The 25106-nt window shown below is 37.8% G+C and carries 24 protein-coding genes and 1 pseudogene; 20 read left to right on the forward strand and 5 right to left on the reverse strand.

The features are described 5' to 3' along the window. Positions 1 to 69: 69 nt before the first annotated feature. The 4 genes from ACY3XC_RS04580 (at position 70) to ACY3XC_RS04595 (ending at position 2221) form a co-directional block, all read left to right on the forward strand. On the forward strand, positions 70 to 261 hold the full coding sequence (locus ACY3XC_RS04580; protein WP_095251783.1) for a hypothetical protein: 192 nt from the start codon (positions 70 to 72) through the stop codon (positions 259 to 261). A 25-nt stretch (positions 262 to 286) separates the two neighbouring features. Continuing rightward, positions 287 to 1219: a D-2-hydroxyacid dehydrogenase gene (locus tag ACY3XC_RS04585; RefSeq protein ID WP_464867474.1), complete on the forward strand. Its 933-nt coding sequence runs from the start codon at positions 287 to 289 to the stop codon at positions 1217 to 1219. Between the two features lie 207 nt (positions 1220 to 1426). Beyond that, a complete protein-coding gene (locus ACY3XC_RS04590; RefSeq protein ID WP_464867475.1) occupies positions 1427 to 1789 on the forward strand; it encodes a DUF3147 family protein in 363 nt (120 codons plus the stop codon). A gap of 15 nt (positions 1790 to 1804) precedes the next feature. Beyond that, positions 1805 to 2221 carry a DUF3147 family protein gene (locus ACY3XC_RS04595; protein ID WP_464867476.1) on the forward strand — a complete coding sequence of 139 codons (417 nt, stop codon included), beginning with the start codon at positions 1805 to 1807 and terminating at the stop codon, positions 2219 to 2221. A 45-nt stretch (positions 2222 to 2266) separates the two neighbouring features. Here the strand turns inward: ACY3XC_RS04595 and ACY3XC_RS04600 are convergent, their stop codons facing one another. Further along, positions 2267 to 2464 carry a hypothetical protein gene (locus ACY3XC_RS04600; RefSeq protein WP_464867477.1) on the reverse strand — a complete coding sequence of 66 codons (198 nt, stop codon included), beginning with the start codon at positions 2462 to 2464 and terminating at the stop codon, positions 2267 to 2269. Between the two features lie 349 nt (positions 2465 to 2813). Here ACY3XC_RS04600 and ACY3XC_RS04605 point away from each other — a divergent pair, with 349 nt between their 5' ends. The 4 genes from ACY3XC_RS04605 to ACY3XC_RS04620 all read left to right on the forward strand — a co-directional run bounded on the left by ACY3XC_RS04605 (position 2814) and on the right by ACY3XC_RS04620 (position 6378). Continuing rightward, entirely contained in the window at positions 2814 to 3899 is a 1086-nt protein-coding gene (locus ACY3XC_RS04605) for an FAD-dependent monooxygenase (protein WP_464867478.1), read from the forward strand. A gap of 142 nt (positions 3900 to 4041) precedes the next feature. Next, positions 4042 to 4710 carry a phosphatase PAP2 family protein gene (locus ACY3XC_RS04610; RefSeq protein WP_464867479.1) on the forward strand — a complete coding sequence of 223 codons (669 nt, stop codon included), beginning with the start codon at positions 4042 to 4044 and terminating at the stop codon, positions 4708 to 4710. A gap of 26 nt (positions 4711 to 4736) precedes the next feature. Beyond that, the gene (locus ACY3XC_RS04615) at positions 4737 to 5291 is read left to right on the forward strand and encodes a GNAT family N-acetyltransferase (RefSeq protein WP_464867480.1); all 555 of its coding nucleotides are present in this window, start codon (positions 4737 to 4739) and stop codon (positions 5289 to 5291) included. A gap of 70 nt (positions 5292 to 5361) precedes the next feature. Next, positions 5362 to 6378, forward strand: a complete 1017-nt coding sequence (locus tag ACY3XC_RS04620; RefSeq protein ID WP_464867481.1) for a S66 family peptidase — start codon at positions 5362 to 5364, stop codon at positions 6376 to 6378. Positions 6379 to 6805: 427 nt separating this feature from the next. On the opposite strand, the gene ACY3XC_RS04625 is transcribed toward ACY3XC_RS04620, so the two are convergent. Next, complete coding sequence (locus ACY3XC_RS04625; protein ID WP_179159932.1) at positions 6806 to 7246, reverse strand: GNAT family N-acetyltransferase; 441 nt, start codon at positions 7244 to 7246, stop codon at positions 6806 to 6808. 222 nt (positions 7247 to 7468) lie between these two features. Between ACY3XC_RS04625 and ACY3XC_RS04630 the strand changes: the two genes are divergently transcribed. After that, a complete protein-coding gene (locus tag ACY3XC_RS04630; RefSeq protein ID WP_464867482.1) occupies positions 7469 to 8065 on the forward strand; it encodes a biotin transporter BioY in 597 nt (198 codons plus the stop codon). Positions 8066 to 8077: 12 nt separating this feature from the next. Next, positions 8078 to 9070: a biotin synthase BioB gene (gene bioB / locus ACY3XC_RS04635; protein WP_464867483.1), complete on the forward strand. Its 993-nt coding sequence runs from the start codon at positions 8078 to 8080 to the stop codon at positions 9068 to 9070. Positions 9071 to 9262: 192 nt separating this feature from the next. Here the strand turns inward: bioB and ACY3XC_RS04640 are convergent, their stop codons facing one another. After that, complete coding sequence (locus ACY3XC_RS04640; protein WP_464867484.1) at positions 9263 to 10831, reverse strand: hypothetical protein; 1569 nt, start codon at positions 10829 to 10831, stop codon at positions 9263 to 9265. Positions 10832 to 11032: 201 nt separating this feature from the next. Between ACY3XC_RS04640 and ACY3XC_RS04645 the strand changes: the two genes are divergently transcribed. The 4 genes from ACY3XC_RS04645 (at position 11033) to ACY3XC_RS04660 (ending at position 14420) form a co-directional block, all read left to right on the forward strand. Beyond that, on the forward strand, positions 11033 to 11776 hold the full coding sequence (locus ACY3XC_RS04645; protein WP_464867485.1) for a DUF2161 domain-containing phosphodiesterase: 744 nt from the start codon (positions 11033 to 11035) through the stop codon (positions 11774 to 11776). After that, the gene (locus ACY3XC_RS04650) at positions 11773 to 12417 is read left to right on the forward strand and encodes a LytTR family DNA-binding domain-containing protein (protein WP_464867486.1); all 645 of its coding nucleotides are present in this window, start codon (positions 11773 to 11775) and stop codon (positions 12415 to 12417) included. The genes ACY3XC_RS04645 and ACY3XC_RS04650 overlap by 4 nt, the downstream gene beginning before the upstream one ends. A gap of 120 nt (positions 12418 to 12537) precedes the next feature. Next, positions 12538 to 14052 (forward strand): acetyl-CoA hydrolase/transferase family protein, encoded by a 1515-nt coding sequence (locus ACY3XC_RS04655; protein ID WP_464868029.1) that lies wholly within the window; start codon positions 12538 to 12540, stop codon positions 14050 to 14052. Positions 14053 to 14219: 167 nt separating this feature from the next. Then, positions 14220 to 14420 (forward strand): cold-shock protein, encoded by a 201-nt coding sequence (locus ACY3XC_RS04660; RefSeq protein WP_026568674.1) that lies wholly within the window; start codon positions 14220 to 14222, stop codon positions 14418 to 14420. A 422-nt stretch (positions 14421 to 14842) separates the two neighbouring features. Here ACY3XC_RS04660 and ACY3XC_RS04665 read toward each other — a convergent pair whose 3' ends face one another. After that, positions 14843 to 16615 (reverse strand): muramidase family protein, encoded by a 1773-nt coding sequence (locus ACY3XC_RS04665; protein WP_464867487.1) that lies wholly within the window; start codon positions 16613 to 16615, stop codon positions 14843 to 14845. A gap of 199 nt (positions 16616 to 16814) precedes the next feature. On the opposite strand from ACY3XC_RS04665, the gene ACY3XC_RS04670 reads away from it, so the two are divergent. The 3 genes and pseudogenes from ACY3XC_RS04670 to ACY3XC_RS04680 all read left to right on the forward strand — a co-directional run bounded on the left by ACY3XC_RS04670 (position 16815) and on the right by ACY3XC_RS04680 (position 20001). Continuing rightward, on the forward strand, positions 16815 to 17978 hold the full coding sequence (locus ACY3XC_RS04670; RefSeq protein ID WP_464867488.1) for a hypothetical protein: 1164 nt from the start codon (positions 16815 to 16817) through the stop codon (positions 17976 to 17978). A 126-nt stretch (positions 17979 to 18104) separates the two neighbouring features. After that, a pseudogene (locus ACY3XC_RS04675) lies at positions 18105 to 18701 on the forward strand (hypothetical protein); the annotation flags it as partial. A gap of 73 nt (positions 18702 to 18774) precedes the next feature. Beyond that, complete coding sequence (locus tag ACY3XC_RS04680) at positions 18775 to 20001, forward strand: M20 metallopeptidase family protein (RefSeq protein WP_464867489.1); 1227 nt, start codon at positions 18775 to 18777, stop codon at positions 19999 to 20001. Between the two features lie 55 nt (positions 20002 to 20056). Here ACY3XC_RS04680 and ACY3XC_RS04685 read toward each other — a convergent pair whose 3' ends face one another. Continuing rightward, positions 20057 to 20986, reverse strand: coding sequence for a DMT family transporter (locus ACY3XC_RS04685; RefSeq protein ID WP_464867490.1), 930 nt, complete (start codon positions 20984 to 20986; stop codon positions 20057 to 20059). Between the two features lie 149 nt (positions 20987 to 21135). Here ACY3XC_RS04685 and ACY3XC_RS04690 point away from each other — a divergent pair, with 149 nt between their 5' ends. The 3 genes from ACY3XC_RS04690 to ACY3XC_RS04700 are packed head-to-tail and all read left to right on the forward strand — an operon-like array spanning position 21136 to position 25017. Next, the gene (locus ACY3XC_RS04690) at positions 21136 to 22677 is read left to right on the forward strand and encodes a spore germination protein (protein WP_464867491.1); all 1542 of its coding nucleotides are present in this window, start codon (positions 21136 to 21138) and stop codon (positions 22675 to 22677) included. A 5-nt stretch (positions 22678 to 22682) separates the two neighbouring features. Next, positions 22683 to 23792, forward strand: coding sequence for a GerAB/ArcD/ProY family transporter (locus tag ACY3XC_RS04695; protein ID WP_464867492.1), 1110 nt, complete (start codon positions 22683 to 22685; stop codon positions 23790 to 23792). Further along, positions 23767 to 25017: a Ger(x)C family spore germination protein gene (locus ACY3XC_RS04700; RefSeq protein WP_464867493.1), complete on the forward strand. Its 1251-nt coding sequence runs from the start codon at positions 23767 to 23769 to the stop codon at positions 25015 to 25017. The genes ACY3XC_RS04695 and ACY3XC_RS04700 overlap by 26 nt, the downstream gene beginning before the upstream one ends. Positions 25018 to 25106 lie beyond the last annotated feature (89 nt).

Raw genomic sequence — 25106 nt, forward strand, 5'->3', positions numbered from 1 at the left:
TAACTAATTTTGGACGATTAAATATACAATAATCGTCCTTATTTTTATAATAAAGAAGGAGTTACTATAATGAAGTATTTTAAATCACAAATGAAACAATTAGTAAAAGAAAATAAAGAACTGCAGATGCACTTAAAAGAGTTAATAAATGAACATGATCTTGAAAAGAACTTTGCACTTAAGGCATTGTATCATTCAGAAGTAGCAGATGGCGGCAGGTATCAGACAGCCTATCAAGCACTCGATGTGCCGAAAGAGTAAGCTTTATTGAGAAGAGGGGAAAGCCATGGATATTAGAAATATTTTACTAGTCAGCCCAATGTATAAAGAGCTTCAATTATTAATAGAAAAGGAAGTCCCAGGAAAGTCCTTTCGTTTTATTCCTGAGGAAAAACTGACCCAAGCTGATTTAAGCTGGGCAGATGCGCTAGTTTCATTTAATCTAAAAGCTGACTATGATTATAGCTCAGTGAAATGGGTTCATTCGCTAGGTGCAGGGGTTGACCGTTTTTTATTTAAGAAGGAATGGAATGATGAGATCCTATTAACCAGAACGATTTGTTCGTTTGGGCAGAGAATTGCAGAGTATTGCTTAAGTTACATCCTAAAGGATTTACAATTTCATGATACCTTCCTAGAAAAACAGCAGCAAAAAAGATGGGAGCAGCGTACCCCGAAATTATTAGGTGAACAAAAAATTTTAGTTTATGGAACCGGTGAAATTGGTCAAATGATTGCAAAGGTTTTTTCTCGGCTGGGGGTAGACGTCTATGGGGTTTCTTTAAGTGGGAAGGAAAAAGAATATTATACTGAAGTCTTGAAGCTTGATTCTCATTTTTCTCTATTAAGTGAAATGAATTATGTGATCAATACTTTGCCGTTGACAGAACGGACGGAGAAATTATTCGACGGTGCTATCTTTGGTCAACTATCGAATGCGGGATTTATTAATGTGGGGAGAGGGGCTTCAGTAGATGAAGAAGCCTTACTGCAGGCTTTGACAGACAACCAAGTCAGCTTTGCCGTACTCGATGTCCTTGCACAAGAACCACTTCCAGAAGACAATCCATTATGGAGTCATCCAAGGATTCAAATTACTCCACATATTTCTGCGGTTACATCAGCAAATGAGGGGGCAGCTTGCTTTTTAGAAACTCTTAAAAACATCGACGAAAACAAGCTTTTGACTAATAAAGTTGATACAAAAAAAGGTTATTAATGATTGAGAATAGAGGAAACAAACGGAAACCCTAATTGAAGGGTTTTTTTCTTTAGTATGGTAACGCTTTAAAAAAAGTTAGGAAATGTTCACATATGGAGAAGAGAAAATGCGGTAAAATGAACTTGTATCATTTCATGTGAATAAATTCACAAATGATAGAATAAATCATTTTAGTATTTCACAAAAAAACAGAGGTGAAGCACAATGGGAGAACTTTCAATAAGTGCCTTACTTATTAGATTTTTGTTAGGAGGAGCAGCTGTCGTTGTTTCAACACTTGTTGCTAGGAATTTAGGTGAAAAAGCTGGGGGTATTTTTGCAGCTTTTCCAGCCGTGTATTTAGCGGCTTTATTGACAGTTGGTTTGGACTTCAGTGGAGATGAATTAGTAGCCCATTCCATTCTATTATCAAAAGGCGCCATCGTCGGCATGGGAATTAATATTCTCGTGGCCATTCTTGCAGGATACCTCCTGCCAAGACAAGGTTGGAAACGCGGACTTATCCAGGCTATGGGATTTTGGTTAGTTGTATCAATGGCGGTTGTGATGATTACCACTTACTCATAAGAAAGGGTGCTACTTATGTATAAAGATTTAATGATTCGTTTTACTCTCGGAGGGACAGCGGTGATGGTAAGCTATTTAATAACGGTCATTTCTCCTTGGAAAATCCTTGCTGGAATCTTTGCCGCATTTCCAGCCGTGATGATTACAGCCGTTTTAATGGTAGGAATTGCTTCTGGTTCAAAGAAGGCCGCTAAGATTGCAAATGGTTCGGTTTTTGGAATGATTGGCGGTGTTGTCTGCGTGGCAACGGTTTGGACTGTATTGCAAATCAACGGAAATTGGTCTTTAAGTATTTTATTAGGACTTTTGCTCTGGTTGATTGCCTCTATCATTGTTTCTTCATTAAGGGACAAGCTTAAGAATGTTAGAAAAAACACCTTTAGGACAAATATTCTAGTAAAACATAAATTAAGTACAAAACAAGACGGCTGACAGCCGCCTTGTGTATTGTTAAATATATAATGTACAAATAATTACTTATTCCTCTGTATTTTCAGTACCTTCCTCAGTACCTTCCTCAGTACCTTCCTCAGTACCTTCCTCAGTACCTTCTTCGTTTTGTTCTGTTTCTTCTGTTTCTGTGTCATCATTTCCAGCATCAGCACATCCAGTGGCAACTCCAAGTAACATAAAAACGGACATAACAGCAACTAACCATGTTTTGTAACTTTTCATCTTTAAAATTCCTCCTTGAATGCTTGCAATTTTGTACTACAGGATTATCATACAAGCTTTTGAAAAAAAATAGATGCAATTTTCCATTTCTTAACATTCATTAACATCATCTTAAAATAACTTCAAACTTAATGAAGTAAATTTTACAAATTATTAATAAAATTGCGAACATTTAAGTGATGATTTATTTGTTTGCTACATAAACAAATAAAGATTGACCAAGTACTATTAATTTGTTACTCTATACTTAACTTTTTTTCTTATTAAGAAACTTTTGAAACTAAACTAATTGTTGATAATACATTTATGATATATTGATAAGATAATATAACACTAGAAGGTGGGTATAATGAACTTACAAGCAGATGTTTGTATCGTTGGCGGCGGACCTGCAGGGACATTACTCGGACATTTATTAGCTAAAAACGGGGTATCTACCATTATTATTGAACGATCTGCTGGAGTTAATCGTCAATTCAGAGGCGAGCATATAAACGCTGAAACTGAGGCAATTCTAAAAGAACATCAATTATTTGAGAGAATAGAAGAGCTAGGTATACTTAAAATGAAAAAAGTAGAATACTTCGCTGGTAGAAATATAGTAAAAAGTATTACTCCAGGAAACCACGAGGATCATGTAGGAATTCATGTGCCTCAAGCACATTTATTAAGTGCAATCATCGAAGAGTCAGAGGAAAATAATCATTTTCAACTATTATTTAACACCACAGTGAAAGAACTGATTCAAGATGAACAAGGATACTATACAGGTGTGAAAGCATTACAGAATGGGGAAGCAATCCACATTTCAAGCAAGGTTACGATAGGTGCAGATGGACGGTACTCAACAGTCAGAAAGCTTGCAAAAATCCCAACGATTGAAATGACACACGGGTATGATGTTCTATGGGCAAAAATTCCGGCTCCAGAAGGGTGGGAACCTACTACAAGAATGGTTCTGGTAAACGGACATCAGTTGGCATTGTTTTCACAGACGGGAGGACTCATCCAAATCGGCTGGAATATTGCGGAGGGGTCATTTCCAACCCTAAGAAAAGGTTCCATTCAGCCCTTTCTAGAACCATTGATCGAAAGTTTTCCAGAACTTGAGGAAAGTGTTAATAAGAACCTTTTATCATGGAACGATTTTGTATGTTTAAAGGTACAAAGCTCTCGTTGTGAAACCTGGGTGGAGGACGGATTAATCTTAATAGGGGACGCAGCTCATACCATGACTCCTACCGGTGCAATCGGGATTAATTGTGGAATGAAAGACGCTCATATCTTAGCACCAATCCTAACCAAAGCATTATCAGATAATAAAATTCAATCAGAGCATCTAAAAATATTTGAAATGAACAGAAAAAACGAAATCAAAACACAACAAATCATGCAAGTAAAACAAGAAACAACCTTAGCGGAGAAGTTCGCATAATACGGTGACAGGCACCAAATATACAATAAATCGCTTTTATGCAGCGGTTTTTGTATATTTGGTGCTTTTTTGTTTGTGATGTATTAGTAGGATTGGTTTGGATGGGAAATTATATGTTTATCGATTATGAAGGGGTAATGATATGAATTTGAAGTTTCAACTTACTCGTGCCTTTATTATTAGCCTAGTGTCACTCGTGGCTTTTGGGTTAGTGGCGATTCTCATAAGGGCAGATGTGATTGTGGATTTTGATCATAGCGTCATTAGAGCACTTCAATCCCAAGAGTCCCCCTTCCTCACCAGGGTCATGGAGTTTTTTACCGTGGTTGGTTCAACACAAGTAGTAGTCGTATTATGTTTATTGATTATCTTTTTTCTATATAAGGTACTGCACCACCGCAGAGAGTTGATATTATTTATCGCTGTTGTCGCAGGTTCACCTTTACTTAACCTATTACTCAAAGAAATCTTCCAAAGAGCGCGTCCTGATTTACATCAGCTGATTGAAATTGGTGGATATAGCTTTCCAAGTGGGCATGCCATGAATGCTTTTACGGTGTATGGAATACTAACCTTCCTACTTTGGCGCCATATCTTTAATTCAGCAGGACGGAGCCTTTTACTGCTGTTTAGTGCCTTTGTAGTTTTTATGATAGGGATAAGTAGAATTTATTTGGGCGTCCATTATCCAAGTGACGTAATCGGCGGGTATTTTGCCAGCGGTTTCTGGCTGGCCGCATCAATTTGGTTCTTTCAATGGTATATGGAAAGACAACCGCATCTGGCTGGCAGGATGCTAAAAAGATCATAAAAATTTCAAACAAAGGAACTAGAAGCATGGAATTTATTACAACGAAACAGTGGGACGAAGACCTTTGGCAAAAGACGAGGGATATCTATAATGTCGCCTTTGGAGAGCATGCGACCAAACCTGAAAAGATTATTAGAAATATGTTTGCAAGGGGGCTTAGTTCTCTCCATGTGTTAAAGGAAAACGATGAGGTTTTTGCCATGGCACTGACGGGCTCGGTACCCAGTTCAAGTGTACTGCTGCTGGATTACTTAGCGGTACGGAAGGACTTGCGTGGTCATGGGATTGGAAAAGAGATTTGTGATTACATCATAGAGTGGGCACGGTCAGAGCCTCAATTCAAACGTATTCTGGTTGAGATAGAATGTGATGAAACGTCTGAAAATCAAGCAAGAATTCATTTCTGGGAAAAATGTGGTTTTCATTTGTTAGATGATTATAAGCATTGCTATAAATGGGGGCCACAACATTATATGGCAATGGTTCTTTACCTTAAAAGTAAGCCTGCTACTCCATTAAAAGGGGAAGATTGCCTCAAATATATGGCCACATTTCATAAAGAATCCTACAAATTGGACTAGTCCCATCTCCTTGAAAACTGTAGAATAATGGTAATGAATTTCTACTATTTAAGGGGATGGGAGAGTTGAGATGATTACATATCCATTTTTGAAAAAAAGGGCAACTATAGGAGTAACAGCACCTTCATCAGGTGTAGAAGAAGAGCTGCACGAGTTGGTGAAACTTTCATGCAGCCGATTAGAAGCAAACGGCTATTGCATTATATGTGGTGATACCTTATGGACTCAGGACAAAGCAAAATCTTCTCCTGCAAAAAAGCGTGCCCAAGAGTTTAATGAAATGATGAAAAATGAAGCAATCGATCTCATCCTTCCGCCGTGGGGTGGAGAACTGCTCATTGAAATCCTTGAAGAGCTTGATTTTGATAATATGAAAAACAAGTGGGTGCTCGGTTATTCGGATACGAGCATGTTGCTGCTGGCTATTACGTTAAAGACAGGTATAGCTACTGCACATGGAACGAACTTAATTGATTTAAGAGGCGAATTTTCTGATGATACAACTGCTATGTGGGTAAGTGTTTTATCTACAAAAACAGGGTCATCGATTACCCAATATTCATCTGAAAAATATCAACAGAAGTGGCAGCATGACAACCCATCACCTTGTGTTTTTCACTTAACAGTGGAAACCAAATGGAAAATCGTTTCGGGTGTAAAGGTAAAGGCTGAAGGGCGTTTGCTGGGAGGCTGCATTGATATTATCAGACATTTAATTGGTACTCCTTATGGGGATTTACAGAACTTTAGGGAAAAGCATATTCATGATGAACCCATCATGTGGTATTTTGAAAATTGTGAGTTAAAAACAACTGATTTGCGCAGATCTTTAATGCAAATGAAATTAGCAGGATGGTTTGAAAACTGTACTTGTATCATATTTGGTCGAAGTCCTGCCAATGAACCAGTTGAAAACTATACGATTGAGGATGTTTACCAAGACTTATCTGATGAGCTCGAAATCCCGATAGTTTATGACATTGATTGTGGACATGTTCCCCCACAAATTACATTTATAAATGGAGCATATGGCATGGTTGAAGTGGAAGATGGGAAAGGGACAATAGTGCAATACTTTAAAGAGTAGAATAGTATACTCGTCCCCTACGCATCAAAAAATGGAGGCTGAGGGAATCAAAGAGGATATCTGATTCCCTTTAATTCTGTTGAAAGGTGTAAAGGGTCATCAGATTTTTCTGCTGACCCTTTTTTTAAAATTAGGCTGTGTTAAATCTGAATGTTGATTTTACTGTGTTTGGAAAATAAGCGGAGAATTTCCGCTTAAATTGGGAAATAGCCATTTTTCATAATAAGCGGAGTTTTTCCGCTTATGGTATCCAAATCATTGGATTTTGTCTTATTTAAAGCAGGTAACCGGAATATTTCCGCTTATATCTGCTTCTTAAGGTACCTTTATCTACAATAGACGGAAATTCTCCGCCTATGAATGATCAACCCTACACGAAAATCAACAATGAATAATATCACAGCCTTAAATTAAAACATTACAAAAGTTAATCTAAGTTTACTGACATAAGGGTGGAAACGTCTTTAAAACCCAGCTTTGCATAAAGATGCTTGGCAGGATTTCCTGCATAAACATTCAATTGAACCTTTTTATGGCCCTCTGCACGTAATTGTATGAAAGCGGCCTTGCATAATTTTTCCGCAGCTCCCTGTTTGCGATAGGGTGGGAGCACATACATCTCATTGATAAAGCCTACCTCTTCATCACTGTTTTGATCGATGATACGACCTAATCCCACCCAGCCTTGAATAACATTATTTTTAACCCGAACAAGATAATAACCACCGCCATTTAAAAAAGGTGTCATCATTTCAATTGCTTTTTCACGGCTTGGCTTTACGTAGCCCATTGTGGCTTCTTTTAATACCTCTAAATGGTAATTCAAGATTCGTTGAGTCTCCTCGAAGGTTGCTCTTCTAATCGTCATTTCCCTTTGCAGCTCCTTTTAAAACTAGAACAAATACTTACTCTTTATCTAGTCAAATACCTATCTTATAATATGAAAATAAATTTTAAGTGGATACTGCATTTTGGGCCAGAGTGGTAAACTCCGGTCATAATTAAAAATTTATATGTAAACCTAATTGTATTTATAGTTGACATAAATGCACGAACCAATTAATCTTTATTTATAGAATATTTTGGGGGAATGGTTATGAAACTTAAAACTTCTGAACTTACATTAGCTGCAATGTTTGTGGCTCTAATGGCTGTGGGGGCTAACATTACATCGCTAGCTCCATTCATGGTCGTGGGGGGAGTACCTATAACGCTGCAAACATTTTTTGCGATTTTAGCAGGAGTTGTTCTTGGCAGTAGATTAGGAGCAATCGCTATGATGGTTTATGCTTTCGTTGGATTAGTAGGAGTACCTGTATTTGCTCAATTTGGCGGGGGATTTGGCATGTTCTTGAAGCCAACCTTTGGATTTATTGTTTCTTATGTTTTTACAGCGTATGTAACAGGTTACATAATTGAAAAAGTGAAAAACACTGTTGGGGTATTTGTTTTCGCAGCACTTGTTGGGATGGTAATCAACTATCTTTTCGGGACGAACTGGATGTACGCAGCTTATAAAGTTTGGGCTTCCGCACCAGATGGCTTTACCTATAAGCTCGCTTGGTTATGGATGGTTGTTCCTCTTCCAAAGGATATTATTCTAGCCATTTTAGCAGGTGTTATGGGACATCGTTTAAAACGTACCTTGTCGAGAAGTCAATTTAGCAATGCTAGAAAAGTGAGTTAACGGGGGGATTATATGAGTAAATGGAATGAATTGGCTTTAGAAGTGCTAAATGGTCATGAAATTACGAAAGAGGAAGCATTAAGTATTCTAAATTCCTCGGATTTGGAGTTATTAGAGGTATTGCAGGGAGCTTACTTAATTCGCCATCACTATTATGGAAATAAGGTTAAGCTTAATATGTTAATTAATACGAAATCAGGTCTTTGTCCTGAGAATTGTGGCTATTGTTCGCAATCAAGTATCTCTAATGCTCCGATTCAAAAATATCGAATGGTGGATAAAGATACCATCCTTAAAGGAGCAGACCAAGCTTATCAGCTTTATGCCGGTACCTATTGCATTGTAGCAAGTGGACGCGGTCCTAGTAATCATGAATTAGACCAGGTTGTTACAGCAGTAAAGGAAATAAAGGACAAATATCAAATGAAAATTTGTGCCTGCCTTGGAATTTTAAAACCAGACCAGGCAGCTAAGCTGAAGGAAGCTGGTGTTGATCGCTACAATCACAACCTAAACACCTCAGAAGATCACCACGACTCCATCACCACATCACACTCTTTTGATGATCGAGTTAATACGGTTGAGTTAGTAAAAGAATCAGGGATTTCTCCTTGTTCAGGGATAATTGTTGGTATGAAGGAAACAAAAGAGGATGTAGTAAACGTGGCAATGAGTCTAAAGGTATTAGATGCAGATTCCATTCCCGTTAATTTTCTACATGCAATAGAGGGTACTCCTCTTGAAGGCACAAAGGAGTTAAATCCTAGATACTGCTTAAAGGTTTTAGCGCTTATGAGGTTTGTGAATCCAACGAAGGAAATCAGAATTTCGGGTGGACGAGAAGTTAACCTGGGAAGTTTGCAGCCGTGTGGATTATATGCAGCGAATTCCATCTTTGTAGGGGATTACTTAACCACTTCAGGACAAGAAACTACTGCAGATCATCAAATGATTGAGGATTTAGGTTTTGAGGTGGATTTTGTTAAAGAAACCCTTAATGCTTAACTAAAACATAGTTGAAGATATATCTGGACATCATCCTTTAGATGATGTCCTTTTTTTTGTCATAATTAATTTAAGGTCAGACGAAGGTTTTCAAAATTCTTGATGAAAAAATGAGGGAATAAACGAAAGTTAACTTCCCCCATATACAAATAAACTCCCCATTTCAGAGTTGTAAATGGGGAGTTTATTATGCTAAATGATATAAGGACCGAAGAATATGGTTAAGAGTAAGATGTGAACACCAACAAAATACATAATTCTTACAGTACCGGCCCAATGATTTGTTTTTTTCGTCTGAATCGTTAACCAAAAAGCAATGATTGCGAATAAAATCATGTAAATATAGGAGCTGCCGGTAAAAGTTAAGTAATTCGGTGCATTACTATAAATGTTGTCAACAAAAAACCGATCTCTCCAAATTAATGCTGCTACAGCATAAAGCCCAATTCCTGTGTAAAAGTACCAAGCAGGGTCGCGATCAGCAATTCTATTTCTGAACATATACATGAACACAATGAAAAAAATGGGCCATATAAACCAAATGACTGCAAAGGCAATCCCAAAAAATGACGAAGTAACCATGCCAAGCGTTTTTCCAAGTGCATGCAGCCAATCATTCTGAGTGAACTCAATTAATTCACTAATAGCAACTTTATTAGATGATGCTATTTTTATTTTATGTCCGTCACCATCCAAATCCACCCATGCAATCGTATTTTCATTTATCCACTGTGGATTAGTTGAAATTTCTGGAGTATTGCTGCGTCTCTCTATTTTCGTTCTTCCTTCTTGGTTTATTTCCGCAGTATAGATATTAAAGGTTGAGCTATCATTGAATTGAGTTTCTGTTCGCCCATTAGCATGAAATAATATAGTTGGTTTATCATTTTTAAATTTAAGAACGACATCTGAAACCTCAGTCAGGTTTTTTGTACCGGCTGGGTCTTGAAAATGTAATTCAAATAGCGGTGGCGCAGCCTGGCTCGTAACCTTTGTTTGCATAAAGTAGTTGAAAAACTCTGGATTTCCTTGTGTAGATTGCAGCTCTTCCTGGAGTAAAAGTGCTAAGGTTTGATCTTCCAATGCAAAGGAGATATCGTTAACAATTTTTCCTGGGTCAACCTTTAATCTTGTTTGATAAACGGTATTTACTTTTCCGTTAAATAATTGATGCAATGTAAGATCGACACCGTTTGGATCTGAAGCATAGGCTAGTATACTTACTCCCTCTTCGTTTTTCTGCGGAATAATATCTAGTTTCTTTAAATCAACATCCATAATTTTTTCGGATTTCTTACTATCCGGTGTAAGTTGAAAGAGTGAGTTTTCTTTTACATAAAGAATACTGTTTTCCAAAGGATAAAACTTCTCAACATCTGTAATAATAGTATTCATATCTTGATCATAAATATTTTTAAAATCAAAGTAGATGATTGTATCGTCTTGCTGATATACTTGTGTCCATTTATCAACTGGAATGTCGTATGTATTCTGATCTTTAACCTTGTAGTCTTTTCCAAGTGTTGTAGTGGCTAATTTTCCACCCTCGAATCTAGTAAAAACAAATTCTCCATCTTCTGTTACTTGTACAGGAGGCAGTTTATTTAGATCGGTGACTCCAACCGTTAAGGCCCTGCTCCAATCTGAGACAGGCGGTTCGGTCACTTTAGTAAAGTTTTGATAAAATAATAATAGTAATCCAAAAATAAGGATAAACCCAGGTATTACCCAATGTAGCTGTGCTAAGAATTTATTCTTCATTTTAAACCCCCATGTTACTACTTCAAATTCTCTATTTATTCTAACAAAAATAATAGTAACATAATTCTGACAGAATAGGCTATTTCAAATACAATTGACTTGTAAAAAATTGTTATATAGTAATTCCTTTAAAATCTAAGTTAAACCTCTAACCTTTTCATGTTAAGATTACTAGGAGAAAAAGATTAGTAGGAGATACAAATGAAAGAGAAGAAAAAACTACAAGAGGTAGATTTATATAAACCGATACAGAGGTACTTTTCAGGCGAGGGCTATGAAGTTTATGGTGAAGTAAAGGACTGTGATATCGTTGCAGTTAAAGAGGAGGAGCTGGTCATTATTGAATTAAAGCTCACCTTAAGTGTAGATCTTCTTATTCAAGCAGCCAAACGGCAAAAGTTAACAAATCAAGTATATATAGCGATTCCTAAACCAAAAGTTCGGATGAAATCTAAACAATGGGCAGATAAATGTCAGTTAATTAAAAGGCTTGAGCTGGGTTTAATTGTCGTTTCCTTCTCAGGAAACCGTTCAACAGCAGATATTCTTATCCATCCAATCCCCTATAATCGCACCAAAGCCGCTGCAAGAAATAAGTTGAAGCGAGAAGCCATCTTGAAGGAAATTAGCGGACGCAGTGCCGATTTCAATGTGGGGGGAAGTAATCGGACGAAAATCATGACTGCCTACAAAGAAAATTGCATTCAAATTGCTTGTCTCCTAAATAAAATGGGACCGTTATCCCCGAAAGCATTAAAAGATCTGGGAGCAGGTGATAAAATACCCTCTATCTTAACAAAAAACTATTATGGATGGTTTGACAGGATTAAAAGGGGAACCTACATCCTTAATGAAAAAGGCAAACTTGAGATGCAGGAGTATCAGGATCTAATAAAATATTATTTAGAAAAACTAGAATTAAGGGACGGGGGAGATTCCAATTGAAGAGTATTACAGTTGTTTCCCTGTTAGATGTCATTAGTGAATTATTTTCAGAGGAAATTTCGATTGCGGTCTCGGATACCAGTGAGTATATCTATTATCGCCCTAGTAAAAGGGTGGATTTGAAGATCCGGCGAGGTGACCTTTTGAAGGATGGGACCATTGCTCATAAAGCGATATCTTCTAGGCAGAAGGTATCGGAATTTATCGACCGGGATGTCTTTGGCGTCCCGTATCATGGAATGGCGGTGCCATTTTTCCATGAAGGGAAGTTGGAAGGGTGTGTTACAGCGATTTTTCCTGCTTTAACGAGTGGAAAATTAGTTGTAACGATTAAAACGGAGGATGGCTGGATTCCCATGCCTTTTTCCGAGGTAATTTATTTAGAAGCCAAGGAGAAAAAAACGGTTGTAAATGGTAAGAAACATTCTGGTACCCATAAAAACACCTTACAGGATTTTGAATTTTTGCTGCCAAAAGATCATTTTATCCGTTGCCATCGCTCGTTTATTGTCAATGTCGATCATATTAAAGAGATATTTCCTGATACGCATTCCACCTTTATTCTGTCAATGGATAACGGGGACAGAGTGCCAGTCAGTCAATCGTACTCCAGTTATTTTCGCAGACTGCTTGGTTTTTAATTCTGCTGCTTTAGAAATCGAATTCGCTGTTTTGTCTGAAAATTCCGTAGTTAGTCCCCCATTTCCCTTTTTGATAAACATCTTCAGTTAAAATAAGGATAAAGGGGAGTGGGATGGATGATGGAAAATAATTTAAAACGGATTAGGGATCCAAGGCTTTGGGACAGGGTCGTGACACCGGAAGAGGCAGCGGAGTGGATTGAAGATGGAATGACATTGGGGCTAAGCGGCTTTACACGTGCAGGTGACGTGAAAGCAGTTCCGTTTGCATTGGTAAATCGGGCTAAGTCCGAAAACTTTAAAGTCAACGTTTATACAGGCGCTTCCTTAGGCTCTGATGTAGATAAATTGTTTGCAGAAGCTGGGATTCTTGGAAAAAGACTTCCGTTTCAAGCAGATCCGACAATGAGAAAGAAGATTAATAGCGGCGAGCTATTATTTGTCGATCAACACTTGTCACACACTGCTGAAATGGTACGTGCCAATGTGATTGCCCCTATTGATTTTGCTATTTTGGAAGCGGTATCAATTACAGAGGATGGAATGGTTATTCCAACTACCTCCGTAGGAAATTCATTGTCGTTTGCCTTGAATGCAAAGTCAATCATCATTGAAATCAACTTAGCTCAAAATGAAAATCTTGAAGGACTCCATGATTTATATGAACCTGGGAAACAAGGGGATAGGGAACCAATCCCCTTAACCGAAACGGATGACCGCATTGGAACATACGGTATTAATATTGATGTCAAAAAGGTAAAAGGCATCGTTTTTACCAACCAGCTTGATTCTCCGTCAACAATCGTCCCGCCTGATGAGGAAACGGAAATCATGGCTCAGCATTTGATTCAGTTTTTACGTAAGGAAGTGGCTGCTGGAAGACTGACAGAACGTTTGGCACCGCTCCAGTCAGGAATTGGATCCGTCGCTAACGCAGTTCTACATGGGATGATTGATTCCGAATTTCAAGATTTAGAGGTCTATTCAGAAGTATTACAGGATGCGGTGTTTGATCTGATTGATGCCGGGAAAGTGCGGACTGCCTCCTGCTGCTCGATTACTCTTTCAGATGGAAAAATGAAAGAGGTATTTGCTCATTTTGAAAAGTACCGTGACAAATTAATCATGAGACCGCAGGAAATTTCAAATCATCCGGAAATTATCCGTCGACTTGGATTGATTTCTATTAATACAGCGTTAGAAGTAGACATCTATGGAAATGTAAATTCTACCCATGTGTTAGGTACAAAAATGATGAACGGTATTGGTGGATCTGGAGACTTCGCCCGCAACGCCCGTTTGGCCATTTTTGTAACAAAATCGATTGCAAAAGGCGGTAACATATCAAGTATCGTTCCTTTTGTTTCACATGTGGATCATACAGAACATGATGTGGATGTGATTGTGACGGAGCAGGGCTATGCAGATTTACGTGGTCTTGCACCAAGAGAACGGGTGGAATTAATTATTGAGAATTGTACCCATCCAATGTACCGTGGGCAGCTTCGTGAATATTACCAAGAAGCTTTGACTAGAGGCGGTCAAACCCCGCATGTATTAGAAAAAGCCTTCTCTTGGCATATCAATTTTTCTCAGCAGGGAACAATGTTACAAGAGGTATTGGAAACAGTGTAGAAAAAATCTTGGGATATTAATTTGCTTTAAATGGATATCTCTGTTATAGTAAAGAAGAATTATTTTTGTTTGTCAGTTGGATTAAAAAGTTTTCAAACTTTACGTCTAAAGAACTGAGCAAGGATAGTAACACAATGTGTGCACAGCACACGAGGAGGAAACAACAAATGGAACAAGGTAAAGTAAAATGGTTTAATGCAGAAAAAGGTTTCGGATTCATCGAAAGAGAAGCAGGAGACGATGTATTCGTACATTTCTCAGCTATCCAAAGCGAAGGTTTCAAAACTTTAGACGAAGGTCAAGCAGTTACTTTTGAAGTAGAACAAGGTCAACGTGGACCCCAAGCTACTAACGTTCGTAAAGCATAATTAGAACCGACATATATAAAAAGACTCTCATTCGAGAGTCTTTTTTTTTGTGCCTGAAAAAGCTCTGAAACTAATCGTGCCCGTTTATTAGGGAAAATAGGAGTGGCGGTAACGATAAGAAGGGAATCGTGCCCTTGGACGAGGAAAAGTCGGACTATCAGTAACGATTAAGAGTTTATCGTTACCATGAACAAGGAATAGTCTGGATAGCGGTAACGATTAGGAGCAAATCGTTCCCATCATCTCAAAAAAACAAGGTAAACGGTCACGAATAGAAAATATTTTAACAAAAAACCCTGCTCAAAAATTGAGCAGGGCGGGTAATCGAAAAACGTAAAACGTAAAGCAAATGGTAGACTTAGTATAGCACACAATCATCGCAATCCCTAATTATTTTTGAAAATAACCAAAAAACGCCCCATTTACCGAATGCCAGCGGCTTTTTCAACCTGCGCTTGATGTTTGGCATCCGCTTTCCCATCGACATGACGTGTGCTATTTCCAAAATAAACGTCAAAATGTCCCGTAATGCCATTGTTTGCAATATACTCTCGTTCATGGGGCATAAAGCTCATGCTGGCCGCAATTTTTCTCCCGTCTACTTCGAGGACTACTGCTCGTGGTGTCCAGGAAAATCCGCCCCAAATACTTCTTGCAATGTTGGAATCATTCGTAGTAACTGTCTCACTGTCAGCATGGTTTGCACCAATCGTTCGTTTTATATAAAAACTTTTTCCCGTTTCAAAGTCTGTCACTTTTGCTGTCTTTCCAATGGTAAAAATATATTGAGCCTCGGTCCACCAATCCATCAATTCCCCATGTCTTTCACTGACAACTTCTTTTACTCCAATGTTGTGTACAGGTATTTTCAATTTTTGACCAACTGAAAGCATACTTCTCGTTGTCAGGTTATTGGCTTTTAATAAATCGGCCTGAGGAACTCCATATCGTACGCTTAAGTCCCATATGTTGTCACCAGATGCAACGGTATGTGTGGTGTAGGTAATGGTGTTGATTCCTGTCTGAGAAGGTGTATTCAATCCATCAGGAATTGTTAGAGCTTGACCCACTTGTAAAAAATCGCTATTTAAATGGTTCGCGGCTCGAATACTGTCAACAGTAACATCAAATTGTTTCGCGATGACGGAAAGACTGTCCCCAGATTTGACGGAATATGTAAAGGTATCTCTTAGTTCTTTGATAAGTGGTGCGGGTGCAGGGGCAAGTGGTTGGGATGTTGTTGCGCCAGCAGCCGGAATCGTTAACGTTTGTCCGATTGAAAGAATGTCACTAGTTAAGTTATTCGCACTTTTCAAGGCAGCAACAGTCGACCCGAAGCGTTTCGAAATACTATATAAAGTATCCCCTGCCGCCACAGTATATTGTGTAGGTACAGGAGTAGACGGCTGAGCAGGTGCTGCGCCAGCAGCTGGAAGGGTTAACGTTTGCCCGATTGAAAGAATGTCACTAGTTAAGTTATTCGCACTTTTCAAGGCAGCAACAGTCGACCCGAAGCGTTTCGAAATACTATATAAAGTATCCCCAGCAGCTACTGTATATTGTGCAGGAGCAGACGGCTGAGCAGGTGTAACGCCGGCACCTGGAATCGTTAACGTTTGTCCGATTGAAAGAATGTCACTAGTTAAGTTATTCGCACTTTTCAAGGCAGCAACAGTCGATCCGAACCGTTTAGAAATACTATATAAAGTATCGCCCCCGACCACAGTGTATTGTTTAGTTTCCGATGAAGGGATGGTTAATACTTGACCAATTCTAAGAAAATTAGTTACTAAATGATTTGTGTGTCTCAAAGCCTCAGGTGTTGTTCCAAACCTTTTCGAGATACCATATACAGTATCGCCTGCCACAACGGTGTAGGAAGTGATCGAACCTCCATCGGTTTGAGCTGCAATTGCAGGGGTTTCTGCTGCTTGAACAGAATTATTATCATTTGTACTTAACGAGATTGATGTTACCGCCATACCTCCTAGGATTACCTTAATCAACGTTACTTTTAAACCAGGGTACCGTTCTTTGATAATTTGCTTGGCTGTTGCTTGCAGGCTTATATCTGTAGAGGGTTCGCTGCCCAGTTCGTTAGCAAACTCAGTTAACGAATCATCTAGGTAAAGTAATAAAGTAAATTCGTCACTATGAGGATTTAACTTTCTAATTTCGTATTTTTGAACATTCACCTTGCGTATGATTCTCCTTTCGCAAAAACAAATATATACCATAGTATCCTTCAAGAAATTTGTAATATAAGTTTTTTTTACAATAGGTACTAAAGTCCCGGAGGGGTTTTAAGGGGAAATTAGCAGATTTAAAAGGGTTTAGATGATTTTTTGTTGAATTAAGTATAATAAGTTTTTCCATTGGCGAGGTGGGATAAAATTGAATGATATCCAATATGCTTTTGTAAATGAATATGGCCATTATGGATTCGATTTTGAGCAACTAGAGACTTCGACCCACTTTATAATCGTTTCTATCTTAGTAAAAGGTTCTGATAAAGAAATCCTTGAGCAAGAAGTAGAAAGAATTAAATTAAAACACTTTCAACACGGTGAAATAGACGATAATCTTCGAATAGAAATCCTAAAAGACCTAAAGGATTTACCCTTTAAAGTGTATGCGTATGTCATTGATAAACGGAAAATTAGGGAGGACAGCGGTGTTACCTATGAAAAGACGTTTATTAAATTTTTTAATCGTAAGATTTTTGAAGATTTATATCGTACCTTTGAAACCCTTGATCTTGTCGCTGATGAACATGGACCAAAGGAGTTTATGCAGGAATTTATCGCTTACGTAAAACAGAGGTGCATCCCGGATTTATTTAATTATTCAACGTTTGGTTTTAACAATAGCCAATCACAAATTCTTCTTGAATTGTCAGAGTTTATTGCCGGGACGATAGCAAAAGGGTATGATGGAAAACATCACTCAAAACAGTATCCAGCGTTTTATAAACTTTTGAAAAACAAAATCATCACCATAAATCTGTGGCCACATGATTATAAGCACTATCTCTATGACTACCATTTTGAAAAAACGGATTCAGAAACCGATCAGATTATCATTAAACAAGCTGTTAATTTGGCTTATCAATACATTGAGGAACATCGAAAAAGTGAAGAAGAGGATGAAAGAGTCCGAATTGATTTACTAAAGTTTCTTCTATTTAATCTGAAAGAAAATCCGGATGAGTATGTGTATACGGAGGAAATTCTTGATAACCTGAATGCCATCAGAATCAACAAAATCAAACAACATTATTTTCGCTCCAACATTGTTTCGAAGCTGCGCGATCAGGGATTATTAATTGCCTCCAGCAATAAAGGCTATAAACTGCCCGTGTGTCTAAATGATTTATATGACTTTGTTAATCTATCAAGTTTAACCATACATCCGATGATTCAAAGAGTCGCTAAATGCAGGGACCAAATCCTGCTGGCAACAAACAGGGAAATAGATATTCTCGAAAAATCAGAATATGAATACTTAAAAAGAATGATTGAAATGGAAAAAAACACCGTTAAGATAAATAATTCGTAATACAACTCGTTCACTTGGACGAGTTTTTATTTTGGATTAAAGTCAGTAGGATAAAAGTAAAAATAGGATAATAAATATTTTATTTGGAAAACTATTGGAAATTAATTGTTTTCTGTAGGTGCACAAATGAACAACTATACCAATGATAACACTGCTAGACGATACAAAGCACATGTTAGCATTTTAGGCATTTCTCAAATTCACTTACGTAATCCTTATATAATTGCCTGGTGGTCCGCTGCCTTTCCAGGATTCGGACATTTGCTTTTATCAAAGTACCTTAGAGGGTATGTACTATTTATTTGGGAAGTTATCGTGAATATTAAAGCCCATGTTAATCTAGCTATGATTTATTCCTTTCAAGGAAATATCGATATGGCGAAGGAAGTATTAGACACAAGATGGCTTTTAATGTATATTCCAGTTTACCTTTTTACCATATGGGATAGTTATCGAACAACGGTTGATATGAACAAAATTTATCTGCTGGCAGACAGTGAGGATCACAGTTTCAATACCTTCAGCCTAGGAGCAGTGGAAATAAATTATCTTGATAAAAGAAACCCTATAATAGCCGTAGTATGGTCGCTATTTGTGCCTGGTCTTGGGCAGCTTTATGCACATAGGATTATGACTTCCTTTTTTGTTATCTTTTGGGTGGTTACTTTCTATTATTTTTCGCATGCCCAAGAGGCCAAAGAATACGATCTGCTTATGCTTGGGATACCCTTCCAGCTAGATGGAGATAAGGCTCAATGTGATTCATGAAAAAGTCTTTATAAAGGAGAGTTTACTAATGTTGACTAACTTACATACGAAATTAGAAGAAATGTATGAACAAATGGTGGAGTGGAGAAGGCACTTTCACCAGCATCCAGAGCTTTCATTTGAGGAGATAGAAACACCTAAAATGATTGCTGAAATATTAACAAGTTATGGCATTGAAGTCCGGACTGGTGTCGGCGGAAGAGGGGTTGTCGGCACGATTCGAGGCGGTAAACCCGGCAAGACGGTAGCATTAAGAGCAGATTTCGATGCCCTGCCAATTCAGGACGAAAAGGATGTTCCTTATAAATCTACTGTTCCAGGAGTCATGCACGCCTGCGGTCATGATGGACATACAGCGACCCTACTAGCAGTTGCGAAAGTTTTAAGCGACGTACGTGAAGACTTATCGGGTAATGTTGTGCTCATCCATCAACACGCGGAAGAGTACCATCCAGGCGGCGCCATCCAAATGATTGAGGATGGCTGCTTGGATGGGGTAGATGTAATTTTCGGTGCTCATTTATCTTCAATGACGCCTTCAGGAATTTTAGGGACGAGAAAAGGAGCTCTAACATCATCGATAGACGGATTTGAAGTTACGATTCAGGGTAAAGGTGGACATGGTGCCTCCCCACATGAAACCGTTGATTCTATCATTATAGCTACACAAATCATTAATCAATTACAATTAGTCGTGAGCCGGCAGGTTAATCCACTTCAACCAGCTGTGTTAACGATTGGGACTTTTCATGCGGGTGATGCCGCAAATGTGATTGCTGATAAAGCTGTTTTCGAAGGGACAGTCCGAACAACAAGTCCGGAAGTTAGAGATCTGATGGAAAGAGAATTCAAATCAATTATCAATGGAGTTTGTTCTACCTTTCATGCTACTGCGAAGATCAATTATACACGCAGCTATCCTGCTATTATAAACCATGATAAAGAAGTCGAGTTTTTTAGAGAAGTAGCTATAAATAATTTTGGTGAAGGTAAGGTTACGGAGCCGCCAATTTTAATGGCGTCTGAAGATTATTCTTACTATTTGCAGCATGTCCCAGGAATGTTCTTTTTTACGGGTGCAGCAATGGAAGACCCAAATTTCGTTTTCCCGCACCATCATCCTCGTTTTGATTTTGATGAACGGGCAATGCTTATGGCCGGAAAAACGTTTTTGAGTCTTGTTTATAACTACCTCCAGGTAGGATATGAAAATACTGAACAGAAGGATACCTCACTTAGAGAAGTTAGCAGATAAATAGTATAGTTAATTTAGTTAGAAAAACCAAGGACTTCATTGATTCTTGGTTTTTTTAATGGAAATCTACCACATTAGCAGCAGGTAATTTACGGTTAAATAACTTCGTATTTGTTCCAATATAAACTCCGGTTAATACAAATGCAGCCCCAATTCCATGAGCCCAGGTGAAGGTTTCTCCTAAATAGATGGTAGCCATTAATACTGCCGATACCGGCATGACATTAATAAAAATAGAAGCTTTGGCTGCACCAACCTCTTTGATTCCGTAATAATACATGATAAAGGAAACGACGGTTACAAAAATACTCATATGGGCAATGGCTACCCAAGTTGAAACATTAGCCTGAGCGATATCCTGCCAGGATGTTTCTACAAATGCAAAAGGTGCTAAAAATACCGTACCGAACGCAACCGCGTAAGTAGTGGATTCCACGGCACTATATTTTTTCAACACCACTTTACCCACCACACTGTATAAAGCCCAGCTAATGACGGCACCAAGTAAAACAAAATCAATGGTTTCAAATCCAAGTTGAAACAATGTGAGGATATGTCCATCTGTGATAATAAAGGCAGCACCAGATAGGGCTATTACCATGCCAATAATATGATTCTTTGTGATTTTTTCTTTTAAAAATACCCCAGATAAAAGAACAATTAATACTGGGTTTGAGGCAATAAATAGTGAACTCTTAATAACCGGTGCCTGCTTGGTGGCTATAAAAAAGCAGATATTATAGAGTGCAATACCGGTTAATCCGAGAACAGCAAATAATCCATAATCCTTGAGTGTAGGTTTCTTTCGGTTTTTTTCCATGATCCACATAATTGGAAACAAAAGGACCGCAGCCCCTAAAAAACGTAAAAATGCTACCGTTGACGGTTCAAAGCTTTGAACCGCAATTTTACCAGCTATAAACGCACTTCCCCATGTGGCTGTAGCGATAAACAACATTCCATATATTATCCATTTCTTTTTCATGACAATCTCCTAATCCCATCATTTAATAACATGTATTGTACCATCTTTTTCGTATTTCGAAATAAAAATTTTCAAATTTTCTTAAGTCCCTATACATACATAAAACACCTAGAAATGGAAAACGATATAAAAACTGGGAGGGGTTTAGGATGAGGAAAAAAATCTCCAAGTTGTTGATGAAAAGTCTAAATACAGAGTCAGAATTTAAGGAGAAACCCAATACTGAGGAACTGGAATTAAAAGAACAAGACATAAGCACATGTTATGAGCGAAATTTAGCGACTTTTAAGTCTCTTTTTTCTGTTCCCGATAATATTGATGTCAAAGTGCGTGAGTTCACCATCACTTCCCTTAAACGCAAGGGTTTTATTATTTACTTGAGCACAATGGTAGATTTACAAATTATTATGCAGAGTATCCAGGAGCCATTAATTGATAACGAGCACCCGTCAGAAAAAATTCTAGATATCGTTTCCTATCCTATTATAAGTACAAATACAAATATTGGGGAGATTACAGAATTTATTACTAGTGGGAACACCGCCTTATTTGTGGATGGCGATGACCAATGTTATTTGTTTGAAACGACCAAAATTAGTGGCCGTTCGATTGAAAAGTCTGAAAATGAGGTAATTGTAAAAGGGGCAAAAGAAGCTTTTAATGAAAGGGTAATCGACAATATTGCTTTAATCCGTAAAAAAATAAAAAATGAAAATCTTCTCGTTAAAACTCAGACTATTTCAAAACGATCCAGGAACAATGTATTTCTGGTTTATCAAAATGACCTTGTAAATGAAGAACTGCTAAAAACCATAATAGATAAGCTAGATTCATTTGATGTTGATAGTATTATCGATTTAAGTATTTTAGAGCAATATCTAGAAGAGCGACCAAGGTCTTTATTTCCTACTATAGTCTATACCGAACGTCCTGACCGTGCGGCTGCATTTATCGAAGAAGGGCATATAATTTTGCTAATGGAAAATTCACCTAGTTGTTTAATCCTGCCTGCAACCTTCTGGGCGATGTTTCATTCGCCAGAAGATCATTATTTACGTACACCCTATGGTAATTTCATTCGAATTTTACGATTTCTTGCGCTGTTTGTTGCCCTATTCACCTCTCCTTTCTATCTTGCCATTACAAACTTTCATGTTGGGATGATTCCGCCAGATTTATTAATGGCCATTGCCGGAACTAGGGAGAGAGTGCCTTTTCCATCGATTATGGAAATCTTGATGATGGAAATTGCCTTTGAGCTTATTCGTGAAGCTGGTCTACGAGTGCCCTCACCAATTGGTCCAACAATTGGGATTGTTGGTGCGTTAATCTTGGGTCAAGCGGCTGTTCAAGCAAATATCATTAGTCCCATTGTCATTATTGTTATTGCCTTAAGCGGTCTAAGCTCTTTTATTATCATTGATATAAGCATGAATTTTGCGATTCGGATTACCCGTTTTTTATTTATTTTTTCTGCCGGATTTATCGGAATATATGGAGTGATGGCTTTATTAATTGCTGGACTCTTTTATTTACTCTCACTGAAATCCTTTGGAACACAATATTTTGCACCGATGACACCACATTCCCAATCGTCAAAGGACTTACTTATCCGTCATGTACCAAGGAAAGAAAGGTTTCGCCCAGGATATTTAAAACCAAAGGATATGGTTAAACAAAGAAAGGGATAAAACATATGAATCAGAAACCTGGAAAACTTGGAATTCGTGAATTTGTTTCGATTGCTATCTTAATGGTTGGTGCTAAAGCTACAGAGGATACGCCAGCCAATCTGTATAGTCAGGTACAAAACGCAGCCTGGATGATCCCAATCCTATCAGCCGGACTCTTTTTTATCCCTCTTTATTTATTAATAAAGACGATATCGTTGTATCAAGATAAAGGCTTATTTTCCGTTATTAAAATATTACTCGGAAAATATCTTGGTTTTATTGTTTGTCTTAGCATATTTTTAATCAGTTCATATGCCATTTCGTTTGATACAAGAACGTATACAAATATCATTCGAACCTTTTATTTTACAACAACACCTAATCTAATCATCTATGTTCTTTTAATGCTAGTTACGGCGTATGGCGCTAAGAAAGGACTTCAACATATTGGTTCGGCTTCCTATCTACTCGTTTTCTCAGCAATCCTCACTTTTTATCTTGCCTTATGGCTTGCTACTCAGCATAGCAATATAAATTCGATGTTTCCCATTTGGGGTCCAGGACAAATTGAAGTAGTAAAGGAAGGTTCACAAAAGCTAACCTTATTTGCTGATTTTTTTCTATTGACCATGGTCGTCCCGTATCTAACGTCAAACAAAGCATTCAAAAAAGGCACATGGATTGCGTTTGTTTACGTTAGTATCCAAATTAGTGCAGCCATTCTAATTTATATCTGCATGTTTGATCATTCATTAGCGGGAATTGCCTATCCATTCCACACAGCCATTCGTTTTATTTCTCTAGGAGAGTATATACCGAATGTCGAAATCATCTTTTTCATTGTCTGGATTATGTGCGTATTTATTCGATTTACTGCATTTTTGTACATAAATGCCCTTATGTTCGGTCATCTTTTTAATATTAAAGATTTTGAATACTTAATCCCGTCACTGGCAACGATTTATTTGTTGATTGGAATCATTCCAGAAGCACCTATTGATGTCGCGCTAAAGTTTAGACCTATAATAATGAATATTGCGGGTCCTGTGTTCGCCGGCATTTCGATTAGTATTTGGCTGGCTGCTTTAATAAAGGGAGAATTTAAACATGCAAAAAACAAAAACAGTATGTAGAATGTTATTGCTTTTAGTAATGGTTTGCTTAGTAACAGGCTGTTGGGATCGTGAAGAACTGGAAGATAAATCCTATGTCATTGGACTAGGACTTGATCTTTCTAAACAAGATGGGAAAATAAAAGTCACCATGTTACTTGCCAATCCCGAAGTGGGGAGTATACAAGGCGGCGGGGGATCAACGGAGAAGCCGCGAGAAATTATCTCGTTTGATGCCAATGATTTTATTGCAGCCAAAGCAACTGCTAATTCCATTATCTCTCGTAATATAAGTTATGAACTATTAAGAATTTTTGTTGTATCAGAGGAATTTGCCAGTGACTCCAATTTTCATGTGACTTTTTCCGAAGTTTTAAAAGATAAAGAAATTCGCCTAAATAGTTATCTAGCGGTTTCAAGTGAAAAGGCGAATGAGTATTTTCTAAATAATCGTCCGAAAATGGAGACAAGACCACATAAATACTTTCAATTTATGGTCAATCATGGAATTGACAATGGGCTCATCCCCGATTCCACACTATTCCGTTATTTTCTAACTGCAGATAGAGGAACTGATCTCTTTTTGGCAATGTACACAACGGCTAAAAGGGAGAAGAATCCTGAAATCAAAATGGAAGATGACTATCTGGCAGGTGAATTGAATGCAACAGGTGAATTGGATAACACACAATTCATTGGCTCAGCTGTTTTCAAGAGTGGCGTAATGATTAGTAAACTAACCGGACAAGAAACACGTACGGTAAATATTCTAGATGATACAACGAATATAAAGGATATATTGGTGAATATACCCGACCCATTTTCTGCCGAACCGAAACAATTTGCAGCAAGAATTCTGAAAACAGAAAACAATAAAGTAAGAATGAACTTAAAGGGGGTTACACCAAGAATCTCCATCACCATCCCTTTAAAGTTGGAAATTATGACGAATCCTTCCGATACCAACTATTTAGACGAAAAAAAACGGCAAATTTTAAAGAAACAAATAGCGAACCATATAGAGGAAGTGATGGAAAAACTATTTAAAAAGACACAAACAAAATTAAAAGGTGTACCATACCCTCTTTCCCTCTATGCTAGGAAATATTTTGCAACGCTTCAGGAATATCAAAAATTCAATTGGGCAAAATCATACCTTCGTGCAGACATTGATGTAAAAGCGGAGATAGAGATTGTTGATTTTGGGAATCAAACAAAAAGTGCTAAAAAGTTGGGGGAGGAGTAGGTTGCAAATATTGATTTTTGTTGCATTAATCTTGATTACACTATATACATTTGGCTTTGGTATCACTCTTTGGAAGGAGAATCAGAAAA

The organism is Bacillus sp. CZDM1 (assembly GCF_055502545.1).

Bases quoted from the DNA above. Each gene is read 5' to 3' on its own strand.
- ACY3XC_RS04580 (WP_095251783.1), top strand. From the start codon at position 70: ATGAAGTATTTTAAATCACAAATGAAACAATTAGTAAAAGAAAATAAA.
- ACY3XC_RS04585 (WP_464867474.1), top strand. From the start codon at position 287: ATGGATATTAGAAATATTTTACTAGTCAGCCCAATGTATAAAGAGCTT.
- ACY3XC_RS04590 (WP_464867475.1), top strand. From the start codon at position 1,427: ATGGGAGAACTTTCAATAAGTGCCTTACTTATTAGATTTTTGTTAGGA.
- ACY3XC_RS04595 (WP_464867476.1), top strand. From the start codon at position 1,805: ATGTATAAAGATTTAATGATTCGTTTTACTCTCGGAGGGACAGCGGTG.
- ACY3XC_RS04600 (WP_464867477.1), bottom strand. From the start codon at position 2,464: ATGAAAAGTTACAAAACATGGTTAGTTGCTGTTATGTCCGTTTTTATG.
- ACY3XC_RS04605 (WP_464867478.1), top strand. From the start codon at position 2,814: ATGAACTTACAAGCAGATGTTTGTATCGTTGGCGGCGGACCTGCAGGG.
- ACY3XC_RS04610 (WP_464867479.1), top strand. From the start codon at position 4,042: ATGAATTTGAAGTTTCAACTTACTCGTGCCTTTATTATTAGCCTAGTG.
- ACY3XC_RS04615 (WP_464867480.1), top strand. From the start codon at position 4,737: ATGGAATTTATTACAACGAAACAGTGGGACGAAGACCTTTGGCAAAAG.
- ACY3XC_RS04620 (WP_464867481.1), top strand. From the start codon at position 5,362: ATGATTACATATCCATTTTTGAAAAAAAGGGCAACTATAGGAGTAACA.
- ACY3XC_RS04625 (WP_179159932.1), bottom strand. From the start codon at position 7,246: ATGACGATTAGAAGAGCAACCTTCGAGGAGACTCAACGAATCTTGAAT.
- ACY3XC_RS04630 (WP_464867482.1), top strand. From the start codon at position 7,469: ATGGTTATGAAACTTAAAACTTCTGAACTTACATTAGCTGCAATGTTT.
- bioB (WP_464867483.1), top strand. From the start codon at position 8,078: ATGAGTAAATGGAATGAATTGGCTTTAGAAGTGCTAAATGGTCATGAA.
- ACY3XC_RS04640 (WP_464867484.1), bottom strand. From the start codon at position 10,831: ATGAAGAATAAATTCTTAGCACAGCTACATTGGGTAATACCTGGGTTT.
- ACY3XC_RS04645 (WP_464867485.1), top strand. From the start codon at position 11,033: ATGAAAGAGAAGAAAAAACTACAAGAGGTAGATTTATATAAACCGATA.
- ACY3XC_RS04655 (WP_464868029.1), top strand. From the start codon at position 12,538: ATGGAAAATAATTTAAAACGGATTAGGGATCCAAGGCTTTGGGACAGG.
- ACY3XC_RS04660 (WP_026568674.1), top strand. From the start codon at position 14,220: ATGGAACAAGGTAAAGTAAAATGGTTTAATGCAGAAAAAGGTTTCGGA.
- ACY3XC_RS04680 (WP_464867489.1), top strand. From the start codon at position 18,775: ATGTTGACTAACTTACATACGAAATTAGAAGAAATGTATGAACAAATG.
- ACY3XC_RS04685 (WP_464867490.1), bottom strand. From the start codon at position 20,986: ATGAAAAAGAAATGGATAATATATGGAATGTTGTTTATCGCTACAGCC.
- ACY3XC_RS04690 (WP_464867491.1), top strand. From the start codon at position 21,136: ATGAGGAAAAAAATCTCCAAGTTGTTGATGAAAAGTCTAAATACAGAG.
- ACY3XC_RS04695 (WP_464867492.1), top strand. From the start codon at position 22,683: ATGAATCAGAAACCTGGAAAACTTGGAATTCGTGAATTTGTTTCGATT.
- ACY3XC_RS04700 (WP_464867493.1), top strand. From the start codon at position 23,767: ATGCAAAAAACAAAAACAGTATGTAGAATGTTATTGCTTTTAGTAATG.